The sequence below is a fragment of the Cyclobacterium sp. genome (genome assembly GCF_014762705.1).
GTDB lineage: Bacteria > Bacteroidota > Bacteroidia > Cytophagales > Cyclobacteriaceae > Cyclobacterium.
Window position 1 is genome coordinate 19,677 of sequence record NZ_JABURL010000075.1, and the last position, 15,908, is coordinate 35,584.

Consider the following 15,908-nt stretch of genomic DNA (forward strand, 5'->3'; position numbering starts at 1 on the left):
AAATGCCAGGTTTTTTATGTCACCACCACTGGATTTACCTGTCTGCTTTTTTTTGACGAAGCCAGATAGAAAGTTTCACCAGATCCTCTTCAATGATTTCCCTTTCTGTCCTGTTTTGGTCCAGCTTTTTTTTCAGCTTTTTGAGTTGGAAATCTGGTTTTATGGCCAGCAAACGATAAAAAAAACTGGCAAAGATTAACCCTTGCCGTGCTTTCATGAGTAATGCCCGGAGTTTATACCCCCTGGCCAAATGGGAAAGTTTGGCCACTTTCACGATCCTCAGGGTACGCACAAAGGATACAAATGGTAACAATATGATGAGCAGGTCTATCCAGTTTTTCTTGATATAGGTGAATTTGTCATCGGAAATGGAAATAAGCAGGATAAATTCAAAAGCAAAAGCCAGCCAGATAAAACCCTGCACCATGTCCAGCACAAAAGACAAATCGGTACGAAGCCAGCTTTCCACCTGATCATAAAATTGCCACTCTATCAGTAATACGGGAATGATCAACAAGGCAATGACAATCATTGGAATGGAAAATTGCTGTTTGAGCCGGTTGAATAAACCCTCATTGCATTTGGACCAGTGATGGTAGGGGAGCCAGGTTTTTTCAGGCTCCTCCATATGTCTTAAACCGATTCCCAAAGGTGGGAACAAAAGGGTCAGCAACTTGGGGATAAAGGCACTTTGGGCAATTTTTGACTTTTCCTGAAAAGAAAGATATACTATTATAAAAAAATCCAACAGGTATATCAACCAAATGCAAGCATAAACTATGGCCAATTTTCCTATAAAGGGATTGAACTGGAAACCTTGTTCGTCAAAAGAAAAATTATTGATAATGGCAGCAGTAATCAATAACATCAGCAAGCTGAGATAAAAACCAGGGGCAGCAGTCCATTCCTGATACCGGGACAGTTTGTTGAGGTTTTTATGTTCGAGTCTGGTTTTGAGAGAAAGATCCCGGGTAGATTGGAGTTGGAGTAAAAAGGGATAACTTTTGGCCAATTCACCTATGGGCTTGAGCATGTCTGCTTTGATCAGTAAAGCCTCAATCTGGGCCAGGACATATGGATTTTCGCAGCGTTCAATGCCTGCAAAAAGGGAAGATTTCTTGTCCTTTGTCTCCTGATTCATAAATAACAATTGTTTGAGCGACAAAGATAAGCCCTCTGTCATGCATACCAAAATGGTGCGATTAATCCTTTTAGGCTACGCCCTTTTTTGGACCTCTGCAGTATATTGGCGGCGTTTTCCCCGGACCAGGTTACAGCCTTCCCGGAGGATTGCCTCCTCCGACCATAAATTTTTGGATGAAGGAGTAAAAAATCATGCCTGTAACTATAGGTTTTGACAGAAAATCTGACTACATTTTGCTTAAAATAGCAAAGCCATGAGTAAAGATAAGGGAGAAAAAAAGTCCGATAAAAAGAAACCTGCCAAAAGCATGATGGAAAAAAGAGCGGAAAAGAAGGCCAAGGTAGAAGAGAAAAAACGCAATGGTTAAGAGGTAAGGTAATCTTATTGCCTTTGAATTACAGCTCCGGAATAAAGGCCGGGGCTTTTTTTATTTTTTTTAAATTGCAATCATCGTAACATCAATAATAACCTAAAAACTATGAAAATAATTGTTAGCCTTCTTTTAGCAGCAATATGCTGCAATTGGGCCCTTGCTCAATCCGATCACATAACAGTCGCTACCTTCAATATTCGCTATGATAATCCGAATGATGATCCCCATACCTGGGACAATAGAAAAGATGTGGTAGCCAACCTAATCCTTTTTCATGAATTTGATATTTTCGGTATTCAGGAAGGCTTGTCTCAGCAGGTGAATGATCTGGATGAAAGGCTTCCTGATCATGATTTTGTAGGTGTTGGCCGTGATGATGGTGCTGAGAAAGGAGAATATACAGCCATTTTTTATAACAGGAAAAAATTCAAAGTTCAGGAATCAGACACCTTCTGGCTGGCACCCGAAACGGATCACCCCAACAAGGGTTGGGACGCAGCCCTGCCCCGGATCTGTACCTGGGCCAAAATTTCCTCACTCAATGCCAATCAAACCTTTTATGTTTTTAATACTCATTTTGACCATAGGGGAGTGGAAGCCAGGAACCAGTCTGCGCGGTTGATTCTGGAAAAAATGGAGGAAATCAATACGGAATCTTTACCCGTAATCCTAACCGGGGATTTTAACGTGGGTCAGGAAACAGAGGCATACCAGCTGCTAAGGACGGCACCCGGTATGAAGGATACCTTTGATGCTGCCGAAATTGTGTATGCCAATAATGGTACCACCAACAGTTTCGACATCACCACAAGCACCGAAAGGATCATTGACCATATTTTTGTCAGTGAAAAAATAAACGTTCAAAAGTACGGGATATTGACCGATACCTATCACAGCCGATTCCCTTCAGATCACTTTCCCGTGATGGCTGTTATTAATTGGTAAACAGCAGAACACATAAAAGAAAAACAGGCAGCAACCAAATGGTTACCGCCTGTTTTTCTTTTTCCAGATTAAAAAATACATGTCCGGAAAATCAAATCTATCCTTTTGGTTACTGATGGGTCAGGCCAATGCCTGATCCCATAACCAAGACCAATCAGACCGTCTATTCTCCTGGATAAAAAATACCAACCTCCAATCGACGTGTATTAAAGAATCAACCTAAAAAATTGTTCCTCCCTGTCCTGTCTTACCCTTCGGCTCATTTCAACTCCACCAGCCAACTCAACTACAACAACAGGAAGGAACCTGTAATTTGTTATCGATTAATTTTCTGATACAGAAGAACTCCAAATATTGTTTTTATCATCCCCTGAGATCATCTCCATGAATTTGCTCCAGGAGCTGAGACGTTTGCGGTCTACTTCGCGGTACATGACCTGCTTCTGACGGATTACGGCTATCAATTCCATTCCTGTTTCATGAGGAATATTTACGGTTTCATCACCGATTTGAATGTTTAGATTGCCATTGTTAGGATCTACCCAGGTTTTTAACTCATGGGTATTGGTTTCGAATGTGTACTTTAACATCTTGCTGTTTTTTTAGATAAAAATAAATGGATAAAGAAAATAGGGACCAAAATGGTCAAGGCAGAAGCTGTTTAGGCTGCCTTGTACTTCCGGTCTTTTAATGTAGCGTGATAGCCGTTGTTGTCATTTTTCTGACCGGCAAGCGACTCCATGAACTTGCTCCAGGAGCTGTTTTTCTTTCTTTCTATTTCCTGAAAGATGGTTTGTTTCTGACGGATTACGCCTACCATTTCCGCTCCGATTTGGTGGGGAATGTTTACAGTCTCATTTCCAATTTGGATGTTAAGGGATCCATTTTCGGGATCTACCCAGGTTTTCAATTCCCTCTCTGCTGTTTCGTAAGTGTACTTTAACATGATGCTGTTTATTTATATGAAAGAATATTTTATTTTTAGACTATCCGCTGTTACCCGGAATTTTAAGAAGGTAGAAGAATCTTTTAGCTGTTTGTTCTTTTCGCTTCTTTGTCTTTATCGCTGTTTGATGATGCTAAGGTATATAAAATTTTTAAAACAAAAAACATTTTACCGAATTTAAAATACACTTTTAATAGTCTAAAAATGGAAAACCCTATTTTTTTGAGATTTTGGCCGATTTTGACCGATTTTTAATTTGAAAAAAAATGAAAATTTTTTTACTGAAATTGTTTCTGCTCAAATTTCCTACTCCATTAAGGATCAGCCCAACAGGTTTTTCTCTTTTGAAATAGGCAGAAGAAAAGGATCATCAAGATGGCAGCCGGATGCTACTATTGGCAGGAAGGTTTGGTTCTGTCAGACAAGATCTGGAAGGTGGCTACTTCCACTAGCCCGGGATGGGTAATAAAATTCCGGTTTGAAAAGTCAGCAATCAACATTTACCGGATAGGATGTTTTCAGACATACCTGTTTGGCGCTAATTCAATCGTGTTTTATGAAATTTTGAAGAAGGCATTAAGGATGCCGACGAAAATTGATCATTTCATAACTACCGCTAAAGTATAAAGGATAGGATTTGTTTCTAAATTTGAATAAACTGCCATTCAAAAGTTGGTTTTTACCTTTAACAAAGGTATGATTTGGCTTTTTTAAGTACTATAAACTGCAATAAATATCTTATCAATATGAAACATCCAGCAAAAGATTCCAGAAGAAATTTTATCAAGGCCTCAGGAATGGCCACTATTGGCTTTATGGGCTTGTATCAATTCATGAACCCGGCCTTTTCTAGAACATCCGGCAAGGCTACTTTGGGTTATGGCCCATTGAAAAAGGATCCGGAAGGCATTCTCAATTTGCCCGAAGGCTTTTCCTATAAAATTATCAGCCAGGCAGGCGATTCCATGGATGATGGTCTTACCTTGCCGGGTGTAGCTGATGGTATGGGTGCTTTTCAGGGGAAGAATGGAAAAGTGATCGTGGTCCGAAATCATGAGGTAAGCCCCGATGCCTTGCAACATTCAGGCTTTGGTGCTAACTATGAGCTATTGGATAAAGTAAATAAAAAAGATTTTTATGATTTTGGGAAGGGGGTTTTACCTGCATTAGGGGGAACTACCACCTTTATATATGATGAGCACTCCGGGAAAATGGAAAAGCAATACCTCAGCCTTGCAGGAACAGTAAGGAATTGTGCAGGGGGGATTACACCCTGGGGGTCCTGGTTGACCTGCGAAGAGAGCACCCTCAAGAAAGGAGATTATGAAGACCGGTTAGAAAAAGACCATGGTTACGTATTTGAAGTGCCGGCAACTGAGGAGATTTCCAGAGCTGTTCCCAGCCCTATCAAAGCCATGGGAAGATTTAACCATGAGGCAGTGGCCATTGATCCGGCTTCAGGAGTGGTTTACTTAACAGAGGATAGGGGAGATGGAATATTTTACAGGTATGTCCCCAAGAGTCCCGGCAAATTAAATAAGGGAGGTAAACTACAAGCCCTGGCTATTCTGGGAGAAAAAAGCCGGGACACCAGGAATTGGGAGGATAGTGAAGGCCCTGAGTTTCCCGTAATGGAAGCCCAAAAGGTTTCCTGGATAGATATTGAAAACGTTGAGTCACCAGAGGATGACCTGAGATTCCAGGGTTTTGACAAAGGAGCAGCTGTTTTTGCAAGAGGTGAAGGTATCTGGTGGGGAGATAAGGAAGTTTATTTTGCCTGTACAAATGGTGGTAAAATCGGAGCAGGTCAGGTTTTCAGGTATGCGCCGAGTAAGTGGGAAGGTTCTCCGGAAGAGGAAAAGGCACCCGGAGAATTGACCCTATTTGCCGAACCCAATGATCGGAAGATCCTGAAAAACTGCGACAACCTGGCTGTGGCTCCCTGGGGGGATGTCATTTTGTGTGAAGATCACAAACATCCGTTTTTAGTGGGCATTACCCCAAAAGGGGAGTTGTACCACCTGGCAGAGAATGTAGGTTATGCTTCCGAGTTGGCCGGGGGTGTGTTTTCTCCATCCGGCAAAACCTACTTTGTCAATATTCAGGGTCCTGGAATTACTCTGGCCATTACAGGGCCCTGGAAAAGTTAACATATTGGCTTTTTTAATTAAAAAGATGAATGACCGGGGCGGCTACGTTCTGGTCATTTTTATTTTTAAGCTGAATTTCCAAATGATTCAGAATAGCAATTGATTTTATAAATTCCATTCCCTGAGTTTCTGTTTGTTAAAGTAGTGCTTTTCCGCTTTTGATTACAGAATACTTTTGTTATTGATTAAAACATCATCTATATTTGCCACTCAAATTTTAAAATGATGGCGAAGCAAAAGACCAGAAAGGGAAAAGCAGCACCTGATACATCAAACGAACTCCTGGAAAATCCGGAGGCGATAGCAACCCGTTTGGGAAGAGGAGAAGCGTTTGTAAAGGAAAACACCAAATTGGTAGGAGGCATCATTGGCCTGATGATATTGATCATTGCCGGAATTGTCGGTTACCAAATTCATAAGGCCAACCAGAATGAAAAGGCCCAGGGGGAAATGTTTCAGGCGGTTTATTATTATGAACAGGATAGCCTGGATTTTGCGCTTAACGGAGATGGCGTACAGCCCGGTTTTCTGGATATAATTGACGAATACGGAGGAACTGCCGCTGCCAACCTGTCTCATTTTTATACAGGATCTATTTACCTTTCTCAAGGGGAGTATCAAAACGCCCTGGATCACCTGGAAAATTTTTCCTCGTCGGATTTCTTTGTTCAGGCCCAGGCATACTCGCTTACAGGGGATGCTTACATGCAATTGGGTAATCCAGAACAGGCCATCAAGTCTTACCAAAGGGCCGCAGACTACAAAACAAATAAATATTTCACACCAAAGTATTTGTTTAAACTGGCCATTGCCTATGAAGAAGCTGGTAACCTGCAACAAGCCATAGCCACCTATGGGGAGATTGAATCCAAGTATCCGGATTCCTACGAATATACCGAAGCCCGCAAACACAAGGCAAGGCTGGAAGGCCTCGCTTCTAATTGATATGAATCTGATCATTGATAAAGAAGAGTAAGGCCGCTTTTGGTTTTACTCTTTTTTTATGAAAATTTTGTAAATATGGCTACATCCTTAAAAAACCTCAGTCAACATTCGGAAAATAACATACAGGATATCAGCGATAAAAAATTTGCTTTGGTGGTTTCTGAGTGGAACGATGAAATAACCGAATCCCTGTACGGTGCTGCCTTGGAAACATTGCTGAGGTACGGTGCCAAAGAGAAAAACATTTACAGAAAAAACGTTCCTGGTTCCTTTGAATTGCCATTAGGCGCTCAGTGGCTGGCCAAAATGGAAGAGATAGATGCTGTGATCTGTCTGGGATGTGTGATACAGGGTGAAACGCGCCATTTCGATTTTATATGTGATGCCGTTGCCCAGGGCATTACTCAAGTAGGTTTGAAATATGACAAACCGGTAATATTTGGGGTATTGACCCCGGAAAACCAACAGCAGGCTTTGGACAGGGCTGGGGGAAAGCATGGGAATAAAGGAGATGAAGCGGCCATTACGGCCATCAAAATGCTTGGATTTTAAGCGGGGATCTTCCATCAATCAAGAAATTTTAAACTGTTTTTTCTTATGAAAATCATGAAATTCGGAGGTACTTCTGTAGGAAGACCGGAAAGAATGCATCAGGTCAAGGAATTGATTACTGCCGATGATGACAAGAAAATTGTGGTATTGTCGGCCCTGTCCGGAACGACCAATGCCCTGGTAGGTATAGGGGAAGCTTTGGCTGAGGGAAAAAAAGAACTGGCCAAACAAAAAATTGATGCTCTTAATGAGCATTACAATAATTTTTATTTGGAATTGCTGACATCGAAAGCGGGAAGATCCAAAGCTGCCCAGATCATTAAGGAGCATTTTGAGTTTTTGACCATTATTTTAAAGATTTCTTTTAATGAGGCCATCAACAAGGATATCCTGGCTCAGGGGGAATTATTGTCCACCAAGCTGTTTTATACCTTGTTACAGGAACTGGAAATTCCAGCCGTTTTCCTTCCTGCACTTGAATTTATGAGTATTGATGAAAATGATGAGCCAGAACTTTCCAAAATCAGGCAAAGGTTGGAGGCCATTTTGACCAGATATCCGGAAGATAGTATTTTTATCACTCAGGGATATATTTGTAAGAACCACAGAAATGAAGTAGATAATCTTAAACGAGGTGGGAGTGATTATACCGCCTCTTTGATAGGGGCTGCCACCTCAGCAAGCGTGGTGGAAATCTGGACGGATATTGATGGCATGCATAACAATGATCCCCGAATTGTGGAACAGACCCGGGCCATCGCTCATTTGTCATTCGATGAAGCAGCCGAACTGGCTTATTTTGGAGCCAAAATCCTCCATCCAGCATCTATTTGGCCTGCGCAATTACACAATGTTCCGGTAAAACTCCTCAATACCATGGAACCCGATGCTCCTGGTACGACCATTACCGGTGGGGGAGACGGAACAGTAGGGGTAAAAGCAATCGCAGGCAAGGATGGTATAACAGCCTTAAAAATCAAATCCAGCAGGATGCTTCTTGCCTATGGATTTCTGAGAAAGGTGTTTGAAATATTTGAAAAGTACCGGACGGCCATAGACATGATAACCACCTCTGAGGTGGCCATTTCCCTGACCATGGATGATGTTTCCCATTTAAAGGAAATCACCGCTGAATTGCAGAAATTGGGAAAAGTGGAAGTAGACCATCACCTGTCCATCATTTGTATAGTGGGAAATAACATCATGGAAGAAAAAGGGGTTTTGAATAAAATTATGGACAGCCTGGAACAGATTCCCTTGCGCATGGTTTCTTATGGAGGGAGCAGGCACAATGTTTCCTTGCTTATTGATGGAAAGCAGAAGGAAAGGGTATTGCAAAGTCTGAATCAGAGACTATTCGATTTTGAATAAGCAAATGCCAAAGGAAGGTAAGCCCGGATTTCTGGAGCGGCTTAAGGTCAAATGGAAGCTGAAGAGCCTGTGGCAGGTTGTGCTGGTATTGCTGGTTTTTTCCTGTACCGGATTTACGATCCTGTTCGTTAAGAAGCCTATATTTGATTTACTGGGAGTAGATACCAGTGGGGGAGGTTTTATTAAAACAGTCATTTATTTATTGCTGGTACTCCCATTGTACCAAATATTTCTGCTGGTCTACGGATTTCTTTTCGGGCAGTTTTCTTTCTTTTGGGAAAAAGAAAAACAATTTATTCGCCGTATGGGGAGATTGTTCTCGCAAAAAGCGAAGAAATAAAGCATACGGTTGTTCACCTTTTGAATGCAAAGCAAAACATGGCCAAACAAAGAGGTTTACCCCTGGACGAGTCGGAAAAAAGAAAATTGAATAAAAAAAACCTGGCCAAATTATCAGGTATTTTCAGGTTTGCCCTTCCCTACAAGGTATCATTTATTGCGGGAATGGTTTTTTTGTTTTTTTCCAGTCTGATGTTATTGACTTTCCCTTATGTAGCGGGAAAGCTCATAGATGCAGCTTCGGGTAAAGAGTGGATTCTCAATGATATCAACGGTATTGCTTTCATCCTTTTGGGGATCCTGCTGGTACAAAGTATATTTTCATTTTTTCGCGTGTGGCTATTTGCCCAGGTCAGCGAGAGGTCCATGCGGGATATCAGGGTAGCACTGTACGAGCGACTGCTGCAGTTGCCAATGACTTTTTTTGATAAAAGGAGAACGGGGGAACTGATCAGCAGGATCACTTCGGATGTGTCCATGCTTCAGGACACTTTTTCCATTACCCTGGCAGAATTGTTGCGACAGGTCATCACGCTTTTGGTGGGTATTGCATTCCTTTTTTATACCACGCCACGGCTTACATTATTTATGCTGATTACCATTCCGGTGCTGGTGATCATAGCCATGGTTTTTGGCAGGTTTATACGTAAGTTATCCAAGACTACCCAGGATGAATTGGCTGCGGCCAATGTGATCGTGGAAGAAACACTTCAATCCATAGTCACGGTCAAATCCTTTACAGGAGAAGCATACGAATCCAGGCGTTATCGCTCCCGCCTGAACAAAGTGGTAGAGGTGGCCTTAAAGGCGGCCGGTTTCAGAGGTGCTTTTATCTCTTTTATCATTTTTGCACTTTTTGGAGGCATTGTGGCGGTTATCTGGTATGGTGCCACTTTGGTCAGTGCAGGGGAAATGAGTGTTGGGGATCTGGTATCCTTTGTTTTGTATACGACGTTTATAGGTGGTTCGATTGCCGGCTTAGGTGATATCTATGGGCAGGTCCAGAAAGCCATAGGTTCCTCTGAGAGGGTGCTGGAAATCCTGGATGAGGAAACGGAGGAATATGAATCCTCTCAGGAGGAGCGGAATGTGGCAGGTGCCATTTCTTTTGAGAAAGTCGTTTTTCACTATCCCACACGTCCTGAATACCGGGTTTTGGATGGGATAAATTTTTCTATCGCTCCCGGTGAAAAGGTGGCCCTGGCAGGTCACAGTGGTGCAGGAAAATCTACGATCATCCAATTATTGCTCAAGTTTTATGCGTTAAGCAAAGGGGATATTTTACTGGATGGCCAATCCATCAGTCATTGGGATCCGCAAAAACTTAGGAAAAACATTGGCATTGTCCCTCAGGAGGTTTTGCTTTTCGGAGGAAGTATCAGGGAAAATATCCGCTATGCCAAACCAGGTGCCAGTGAAGATGAGATTATCGCAGCAGCTACCCAGGCCAATGCATGGGAGTTTATCCAAAGTTTTCCTGAAGGATTGGATACACTTGTGGGAGAAAGAGGGATCAAACTTTCAGGTGGCCAGCGACAAAGAATCGCTATTGCCAGGGCAATATTAAAGGATCCCGCCATTTTGGTGTTGGATGAAGCCACTTCATCATTGGATGCTGCTTCAGAAGCCCTGGTTCAGGAAGCCCTGGACCAATTAATGAAAGGGCGAACCACCATTATCATTGCCCACCGATTGGCCACCATTAGAAAGGTCGATCGCATATATGTGCTCAAAGCTGGGAAAATTATAGAGGAAGGCAATCATGAAGAACTTTCTGCCCTGCCTGATGGGCATTATGCCAATCTGGTCAACTTGCAGTTTGCGGATGCTTCCTCAAAGCCTTTAGACTGATATCCATGCTTTTCACCTGATGGGTAAGAGCCCCTACAGAAATATAATCAACCCCTGATTCTGCCACAGACACAATGTTGGTTTCATCAATTCCTCCGGAGGCTTCGGTATCATACTGACCGGCGATCATTTTAACCGCTTTTTCCATGGTTTGAGGATCCATATTGTCGAGCATGATGATATCCACCCCTCCGGTATCCAATACTTCCTGAACCTCTTCCAAACTCCGGGTTTCGATCTCAATTTTCAAATGGAGCCCTTTCTTTTTTAAATAGGCATGGGTGGATTTTATGGCCTTGGAAATGCCTCCCGCAAAATCAATGTGGTTGTCCTTGAGCATGATCATATCATACAATGCAAACCGATGGTTTTTTCCTCCACCTATTGCCACGGCCCATTTTTCCAACATGCGGAAATTAGGAGTGGTTTTTCGGGTATCCAATAGCTTGGCACCTGTATGTGCGATGAGATCATTCAATTCCTTTGTCTTGGTGGCAATCCCACTCATACGTTGCATGCAATTCAGGACCAACCGCTCTGTTGTCAAAATAGAAGCGGCTTTACCGGAAACCAGCAGACCAATATCACCTGATTTTACAGATTGACCATCTTTTAGGAACAAGCGAACCTGAAGGTCCGGATCGTGGTAATGAAATATTGTTTTGGCCAACTCAAGGCCGGCAATTACCCCTGCTTCTTTGATTAAAAGATTCGCTGACCCCAGCTGTCCGGCAGGCACTGCTGCCAGGGTGGTATGGTCTCCTTCTCCAATATCTTCGAGAAAAGATGCCTGTAAGAATTTTTGTAAACTTTCTTGGTTAATATAGTCTTGCATGGTACCCCAAAAGTAAGAAATATTCTCAAGAGGTTAGAAAATTTTACTGCCGGATAAAGCCCAAACTATAAATTAAGAAATCGGTATTGTCCATTATTTTACCCCTGATGAGTACCCTGTAAGACATTTTTAAAGAATGGTAAGTACCAATCAGGTAGGACAAGTGATTGGCTGTTTGCCCCTCTTGCTGCAGTTCAAAATTTTCTACTGGATTATTTCTAAAAAAATCTCTGAGAACAATTTCTGCCTGGCTCCTGGAATAGTCCCCTTTGTCATTGTCAAGACTTATTTCTACCCTATCATCAAAGAATCTGGATATATCTTTGAAAGAACCCTCCTGGAAGGCTGTTTTAAGGACGGAATTTTCCTTCTGGGCCATACTCTCTGAAGCTACGAAGGAAAAAAACGTCAGAAACAATATAAAAATGGGGATTAAACGCAACATATCCTGGAGCTTACAAATTTCAGGCCAAATATATATTTTTATGGTAATAGTAGAGCGTCTTTCAGGATACCATTGGGCAGTCCTACAGCGGAGATTATTGCTTAATTTACCAAGCCCTAAGTATTATTATCTTATATTTGCGGGGCAATGAAATCCAAGGGATGTTTATCCCATGAGGATGACCGGAACCAATGTTCAGGAAGCTACCGGAATTTTTGTTTGATTGTAACCAATATAGAAAGCCATGAATAAAAAAGTTTTATTAATGATACTCGATGGATGGGGTATTGCCCAAACCCCCGAAGTTTCTGCGATTGATAAAGCCAAAACCCCATTTATCGACAGCCTGTATGAAAAATATCCCCATTCACGGTTGGATGCATCAGGTCTGGCTGTTGGGCTGCCAGAGGGTCAAATGGGGAATTCTGAAGTTGGGCACATGAATATCGGTGCAGGAAGGGTTGTTTACCAGGATTTGGTTAAAATAAATAAAGCCGTAAAGGAAGGTGATCTGAACCAACACCCTGTGCTGAAAAAAGCTTTTGCCGATGCCTTGCGGGATGGCAAAAAAGTCCATTTGATAGGTCTGGTATCTGATGGAGGTGTTCATGCGCATCTTTACCACCTAAAAGGCCTTTGTGATGCTGCGAAAGCCAACGGAATGGAAGATGTTTTTATCCACGCTTTTACTGATGGAAGGGATACCGACCCCAAAAGTGGGGTAAGATTTTTGGAAGACTTAAAAAACCATTGCGAAGGTTCCGTCGGAAAATTAGCTTCCATCGTGGGTAGGTATTATGCCATGGACAGGGATAAGAGATGGGAAAGAGTAAAATTGGCTTACGATGCCATGGTAAATGGAGAGGGCGAGAAATCCAAGGACATGCTATCGGCTTTAAGAAAATCCTATGCAAATGGAGTTACAGACGAGTTTATCCGCCCCATAATTCAGGTGGACGATGAAGGGAAACCCCTCGCCACCATAGCTGAGGGAGACACGGTGATTTGTTTTAATTTCAGGACGGACCGTGGAAGGGAAATCACCGAAGTGCTTACCCAAAAGGATTTTCCGGATTATAACATGAAAAAGCTGAAGCTAAACTACATTACTTTTTCACTTTATGATGAAAATTTCAAGGATATCGCTGTTGTTTTCGAAAAAGACAATTTGAGAAATACCTTGGGCGAGATATTGGAAAAGCATGGTAAAAAACAAATCAGGATCGCCGAGACGGAAAAATATCCCCATGTGACTTTCTTTTTTTCAGGGGGCAGGGAAAAGCCTTTTGAAGGAGAAAACAGGATACTTTGCAATTCTCCGAAAGTGGCTACCTACGATTTGCAACCAGAAATGTCTGCTCATGAAATAGCCAAAAAAATCAACCAGGAACTACCCAAAAAGGAGGCGGATTTTATTTGTCTTAACTTTGCCAATGCGGATATGGTAGGACATACCGGTGTTTTTGAAGCGGCAGTAAAAGCCTGTGAGGCAGTGGATGAATGCGCCTCCTCTGTCATAGAGAAGGCTTTGGAGAATGATTATACCATTATTGTCATTGCCGATCACGGAAACAGTGACTGCATGATCAACCCCGATGGCACGCCCAATACTGCACATACCACTAATCTGGTACCTTGTATCATGGTGGACAAACATGACAGACTTGAGGTAAATGATGGTAAATTGGGAGATTTGGCACCAACTATTCTTCAGTTGATTGGTATAGATAAGCCTTCAGAAATGACCGGAGATGTGCTACTGAAAAGTTGAGCACCATGAAAAGCGCTCTGAAAGGTTTTTTTTGGGTTTTCGTGGCAATTTGTTCAGGTGTTTCCTGTAACAAGGAAGAGCAGGTGCCCTTTTCCAACCCTACTCAGATCGATGCCTATTTTCCTTTAACAGATTTTCTGGAGCAAAAGATTGAAAACAGTTCCGGAGATGAGGTGATCAAAACGATTCGGTTTAATGAAGAAGAAGAGCGGGTAAAATTTATTCCCGATACCGCAACCTGGAGGAAGGAATTGGATTTCTTTTTTCAGGCTGACATCAATAAGGCGGCCTTGGCATCAGCCTACCTGACCAAAGAAGAAGGTCAAATGCTGATTCATTCCCTGAAACCCGGAGAGAAAAATAATATCCGGGAGATCAAAGTTGTCAAAAAAGGTGGAAAGGTTAGTGAAATTGGTGTTGTAGCGATCAAGGACAACCTTTTTTACTACTCAGAAGTGTATGGGGAGTTGGCATTTGATGAAAATGAGAACCTTTCTTCTTACAGCATGGAAGGCATTCAAAAGGTCTGGTTTTTAGCGGGAACCAGCCTGGAAGTTCAAGCTGATATAGCAGAGTAAACGATTGGTGTTTAAACTGCCGTGTTGGACTGAATGTACACCGATTTCCCGGATGCTGAATGCATAAGATCATATAGCAAATTCCGAACAGACCAAGCTACCCGGCAAAAGCAAAAAAGACCAGCCAGGTAATCAATAGAATGGGAAGTAAAATGGGAATGGAAAATCTCAGGATATATCCAAAGAAGGAAGGCATCTTGATCCCACTCTGCTCAGCAATGGACTTCACCATAAAATTTGGACCATTTCCAATATAAGTCATGGCACCAAAAAACACCGAAGCGATGGAGATGGCCATCAGTTCAAAGGATGACTCCACATAATTGTCCAGGGCAAAATCCTTCACATGTTGAATAATATTGATGTCGGCACCCTGAGAGGCCATGGCTGCTGCCAGAAAATTCAAATAGGTTGGAGCATTGTCCAGGAATCCTGACAGTAATCCAGTTCCCCAGTAGAGGCTATTATAGGTGATCATGGCAGCTCCTTCCTCGGATTGGGCGAAGGTACCTACAAGCTCAAGCGCAGGCATCATGGTACCAAATATGCCAATAAAGATATAGGCAACCTCCCTAATTGGCTCAAAATTGAATTCATTTCCCTGAAGGGCTTTTTTGTCCGCAAACCTAAAAGAGCAATAGGCGACTGAAAACATGATCGTTTCTCTTATAAAACTGAATTTCTGACCATCATAATGAATGGCAGGAACCCATTCCAGTACATTGGGATCCAAAAATACAGATATGATGATCAGCAGTAACCAAAAGAAATTTTTGGTGCCGGTAAGAGAAATTTTATTAGTGAAATGATTTTCTTCCTCCAGTGCCTCTTGTGCTCCGTTTTTACCAAATTTCCTGTCGACAAAATAAAATATCACCGATAAGATGGTCAGTGCAAGGATCCAGGCAGGCCAGTTGTGCTCAAGGGTCCAGAAAAATGGAACGCCTTTAAGAAAACCCAGGAAAAGGGGGGGATCTCCAATTGGTGTTAAGGAGCCCCCTACATTACTGACCATAAAAATAAAGAAAATGATGTGATAGGGCTGTATGTTGTTCTTATTCAATCGGATAAAGGGCCTGATCAGCAACATGGATGCGCCGGTGGTACCGATAAGGTTGGATATAAGCGCCCCGATCAGCAGTAGGAGTACATTGGCTATGGGTGTTGATTTTTTATCCACCTGGATCAATATTCCTCCGGAAGCGATAAACAAGGATGCGAGCAGGGCGATGAACTGTATGTATTCGGCCAGCGCATGCACCGGATTGTGTACATTATGCAATACAAAAAGATAGTATAGCACCACTATTATCGCCAGACTGACAGCTATTTTTGGATAGTTGTGGTGCCAGAAATGTTCGTAAAACAATGGCCCGGTGGCTATCATTAATAACAGGACTACAAATGGTATAACCAACCATCCAGGAGCATGGCCATGTGTAACTTCATGTGCCGGTTCAAGTACAGATTGAGGCGAATCTTCTGTTTCCGGGGAAGGTTCTACCTGTTCATCTGTCTGAGCTATAAATCCTTGAGAGCGAAATGACTGGGCATGAGTGAAGCTTATAGCTCCGGTTGTTAGCAGGCCTAATATAAGGAGCCATGAAGCAAAATATTTCTTCATTCACTTGATATTATTGTTCGAAGAATGATTAAGTCAGGT

The 15,908-nt window shown here is 42.3% G+C and carries 15 protein-coding genes; 9 read left to right on the plus strand and 6 right to left on the minus strand.

The window, feature by feature from the left end; translation table 11 throughout:
• Nucleotides 1-34: 34 nt before the first annotated feature.
• Complete coding sequence (locus HUJ21_RS13750; RefSeq protein ID WP_291370703.1) at nt 35-1,141, minus strand: hypothetical protein; 1,107 nt, start codon at nt 1,139-1,141, stop codon at nt 35-37.
• 481 nt (nt 1,142-1,622) lie between these two features.
• Between HUJ21_RS13750 and HUJ21_RS13755 the strand changes: the two genes are divergently transcribed.
• Complete coding sequence (locus HUJ21_RS13755; RefSeq protein ID WP_291370705.1) at nt 1,623-2,462, plus strand: endonuclease/exonuclease/phosphatase family protein; 840 nt, start codon at nt 1,623-1,625, stop codon at nt 2,460-2,462.
• A gap of 323 nt (nt 2,463-2,785) precedes the next feature.
• On the opposite strand, the gene HUJ21_RS13760 is transcribed toward HUJ21_RS13755, so the two are convergent.
• Together HUJ21_RS13760 and HUJ21_RS13765 are read right to left on the minus strand one after the other, a co-directional pair.
• On the minus strand, nt 2,786-3,052 hold the full coding sequence (locus tag HUJ21_RS13760; protein WP_073092592.1) for a hypothetical protein: 267 nt from the start codon (nt 3,050-3,052) through the stop codon (nt 2,786-2,788).
• A 71-nt stretch (nt 3,053-3,123) separates the two neighbouring features.
• A complete protein-coding gene (locus HUJ21_RS13765; RefSeq protein ID WP_291370706.1) occupies nt 3,124-3,408 on the minus strand; it encodes a hypothetical protein in 285 nt (94 codons plus the stop codon).
• Between the two features lie 746 nt (nt 3,409-4,154).
• Here HUJ21_RS13765 and HUJ21_RS13770 point away from each other — a divergent pair.
• From HUJ21_RS13770 to HUJ21_RS13795, 6 genes are all read left to right on the plus strand, one after another.
• Nucleotides 4,155-5,558: an alkaline phosphatase PhoX gene (locus HUJ21_RS13770; RefSeq protein WP_291370707.1), complete on the plus strand. Its 1,404-nt coding sequence runs from the start codon at nt 4,155-4,157 to the stop codon at nt 5,556-5,558.
• A gap of 225 nt (nt 5,559-5,783) precedes the next feature.
• Complete coding sequence (locus tag HUJ21_RS13775) at nt 5,784-6,503, plus strand: tetratricopeptide repeat protein (protein ID WP_291370865.1); 720 nt, start codon at nt 5,784-5,786, stop codon at nt 6,501-6,503.
• 75 nt (nt 6,504-6,578) lie between these two features.
• Nucleotides 6,579-7,055 (plus strand): 6,7-dimethyl-8-ribityllumazine synthase, encoded by a 477-nt coding sequence (ribH, locus tag HUJ21_RS13780; protein ID WP_291370708.1) that lies wholly within the window; start codon nt 6,579-6,581, stop codon nt 7,053-7,055.
• Nucleotides 7,056-7,100: 45 nt separating this feature from the next.
• The gene (locus HUJ21_RS13785; RefSeq protein ID WP_291370710.1) at nt 7,101-8,426 is read left to right on the plus strand and encodes an aspartate kinase; all 1,326 of its coding nucleotides are present in this window, start codon (nt 7,101-7,103) and stop codon (nt 8,424-8,426) included.
• Nucleotides 8,427-8,430: 4 nt separating this feature from the next.
• The gene (locus HUJ21_RS13790) at nt 8,431-8,766 is read left to right on the plus strand and encodes a DUF6787 family protein (protein WP_291370712.1); all 336 of its coding nucleotides are present in this window, start codon (nt 8,431-8,433) and stop codon (nt 8,764-8,766) included.
• Nucleotides 8,767-8,804: 38 nt separating this feature from the next.
• Nucleotides 8,805-10,616: an ABC transporter transmembrane domain-containing protein gene (locus tag HUJ21_RS13795; RefSeq protein ID WP_291370713.1), complete on the plus strand. Its 1,812-nt coding sequence runs from the start codon at nt 8,805-8,807 to the stop codon at nt 10,614-10,616.
• Here the strand turns inward: HUJ21_RS13795 and nadC are convergent.
• Nucleotides 10,573-11,451 (minus strand): carboxylating nicotinate-nucleotide diphosphorylase, encoded by an 879-nt coding sequence (gene nadC, locus HUJ21_RS13800; RefSeq protein WP_291370714.1) that lies wholly within the window; start codon nt 11,449-11,451, stop codon nt 10,573-10,575. The genes HUJ21_RS13795 and nadC overlap by 44 nt on opposite strands.
• 43 nt (nt 11,452-11,494) lie before the next feature.
• Nucleotides 11,495-11,896 (minus strand): DUF4783 domain-containing protein, encoded by a 402-nt coding sequence (locus HUJ21_RS13805; protein ID WP_166142007.1) that lies wholly within the window; start codon nt 11,894-11,896, stop codon nt 11,495-11,497.
• A 244-nt stretch (nt 11,897-12,140) separates the two neighbouring features.
• On the opposite strand from HUJ21_RS13805, the gene gpmI reads away from it, so the two are divergent.
• Nucleotides 12,141-13,667: a 2,3-bisphosphoglycerate-independent phosphoglycerate mutase gene (gene gpmI, locus HUJ21_RS13810; protein WP_166142009.1), complete on the plus strand. Its 1,527-nt coding sequence runs from the start codon at nt 12,141-12,143 to the stop codon at nt 13,665-13,667.
• A gap of 5 nt (nt 13,668-13,672) precedes the next feature.
• Nucleotides 13,673-14,245, plus strand: coding sequence for a hypothetical protein (locus HUJ21_RS13815; protein WP_291370715.1), 573 nt, complete (start codon nt 13,673-13,675; stop codon nt 14,243-14,245).
• A 97-nt stretch (nt 14,246-14,342) separates the two neighbouring features.
• Here HUJ21_RS13815 and HUJ21_RS13820 read toward each other — a convergent pair whose 3' ends face one another.
• Nucleotides 14,343-15,869, minus strand: coding sequence for a sodium:proton antiporter (locus tag HUJ21_RS13820; protein WP_291370716.1), 1,527 nt, complete (start codon nt 15,867-15,869; stop codon nt 14,343-14,345).
• Between the last annotated feature and the right edge of the window lie 39 nt (nt 15,870-15,908).

Coding starts and splice junctions, on each gene's coding strand:
- HUJ21_RS13750 (WP_291370703.1), bottom strand. CDS start 1,141: ATGAATCAGGAGACAAAGGACAAGAAATCTTCCCTTTTTGCAGGCATT.
- HUJ21_RS13755 (WP_291370705.1), top strand. CDS start 1,623: ATGAAAATAATTGTTAGCCTTCTTTTAGCAGCAATATGCTGCAATTGG.
- HUJ21_RS13760 (WP_073092592.1), bottom strand. CDS start 3,052: ATGTTAAAGTACACATTCGAAACCAATACCCATGAGTTAAAAACCTGG.
- HUJ21_RS13765 (WP_291370706.1), bottom strand. CDS start 3,408: ATGTTAAAGTACACTTACGAAACAGCAGAGAGGGAATTGAAAACCTGG.
- HUJ21_RS13770 (WP_291370707.1), top strand. CDS start 4,155: ATGAAACATCCAGCAAAAGATTCCAGAAGAAATTTTATCAAGGCCTCA.
- HUJ21_RS13775 (WP_291370865.1), top strand. CDS start 5,784: ATGGCGAAGCAAAAGACCAGAAAGGGAAAAGCAGCACCTGATACATCA.
- ribH (WP_291370708.1), top strand. CDS start 6,579: ATGGCTACATCCTTAAAAAACCTCAGTCAACATTCGGAAAATAACATA.
- HUJ21_RS13785 (WP_291370710.1), top strand. CDS start 7,101: ATGAAAATCATGAAATTCGGAGGTACTTCTGTAGGAAGACCGGAAAGA.
- HUJ21_RS13790 (WP_291370712.1), top strand. CDS start 8,431: ATGCCAAAGGAAGGTAAGCCCGGATTTCTGGAGCGGCTTAAGGTCAAA.
- HUJ21_RS13795 (WP_291370713.1), top strand. CDS start 8,805: ATGGCCAAACAAAGAGGTTTACCCCTGGACGAGTCGGAAAAAAGAAAA.
- nadC (WP_291370714.1), bottom strand. CDS start 11,451: ATGCAAGACTATATTAACCAAGAAAGTTTACAAAAATTCTTACAGGCA.
- HUJ21_RS13805 (WP_166142007.1), bottom strand. CDS start 11,896: ATGTTGCGTTTAATCCCCATTTTTATATTGTTTCTGACGTTTTTTTCC.
- gpmI (WP_166142009.1), top strand. CDS start 12,141: ATGAATAAAAAAGTTTTATTAATGATACTCGATGGATGGGGTATTGCC.
- HUJ21_RS13815 (WP_291370715.1), top strand. CDS start 13,673: ATGAAAAGCGCTCTGAAAGGTTTTTTTTGGGTTTTCGTGGCAATTTGT.
- HUJ21_RS13820 (WP_291370716.1), bottom strand. CDS start 15,869: ATGAAGAAATATTTTGCTTCATGGCTCCTTATATTAGGCCTGCTAACA.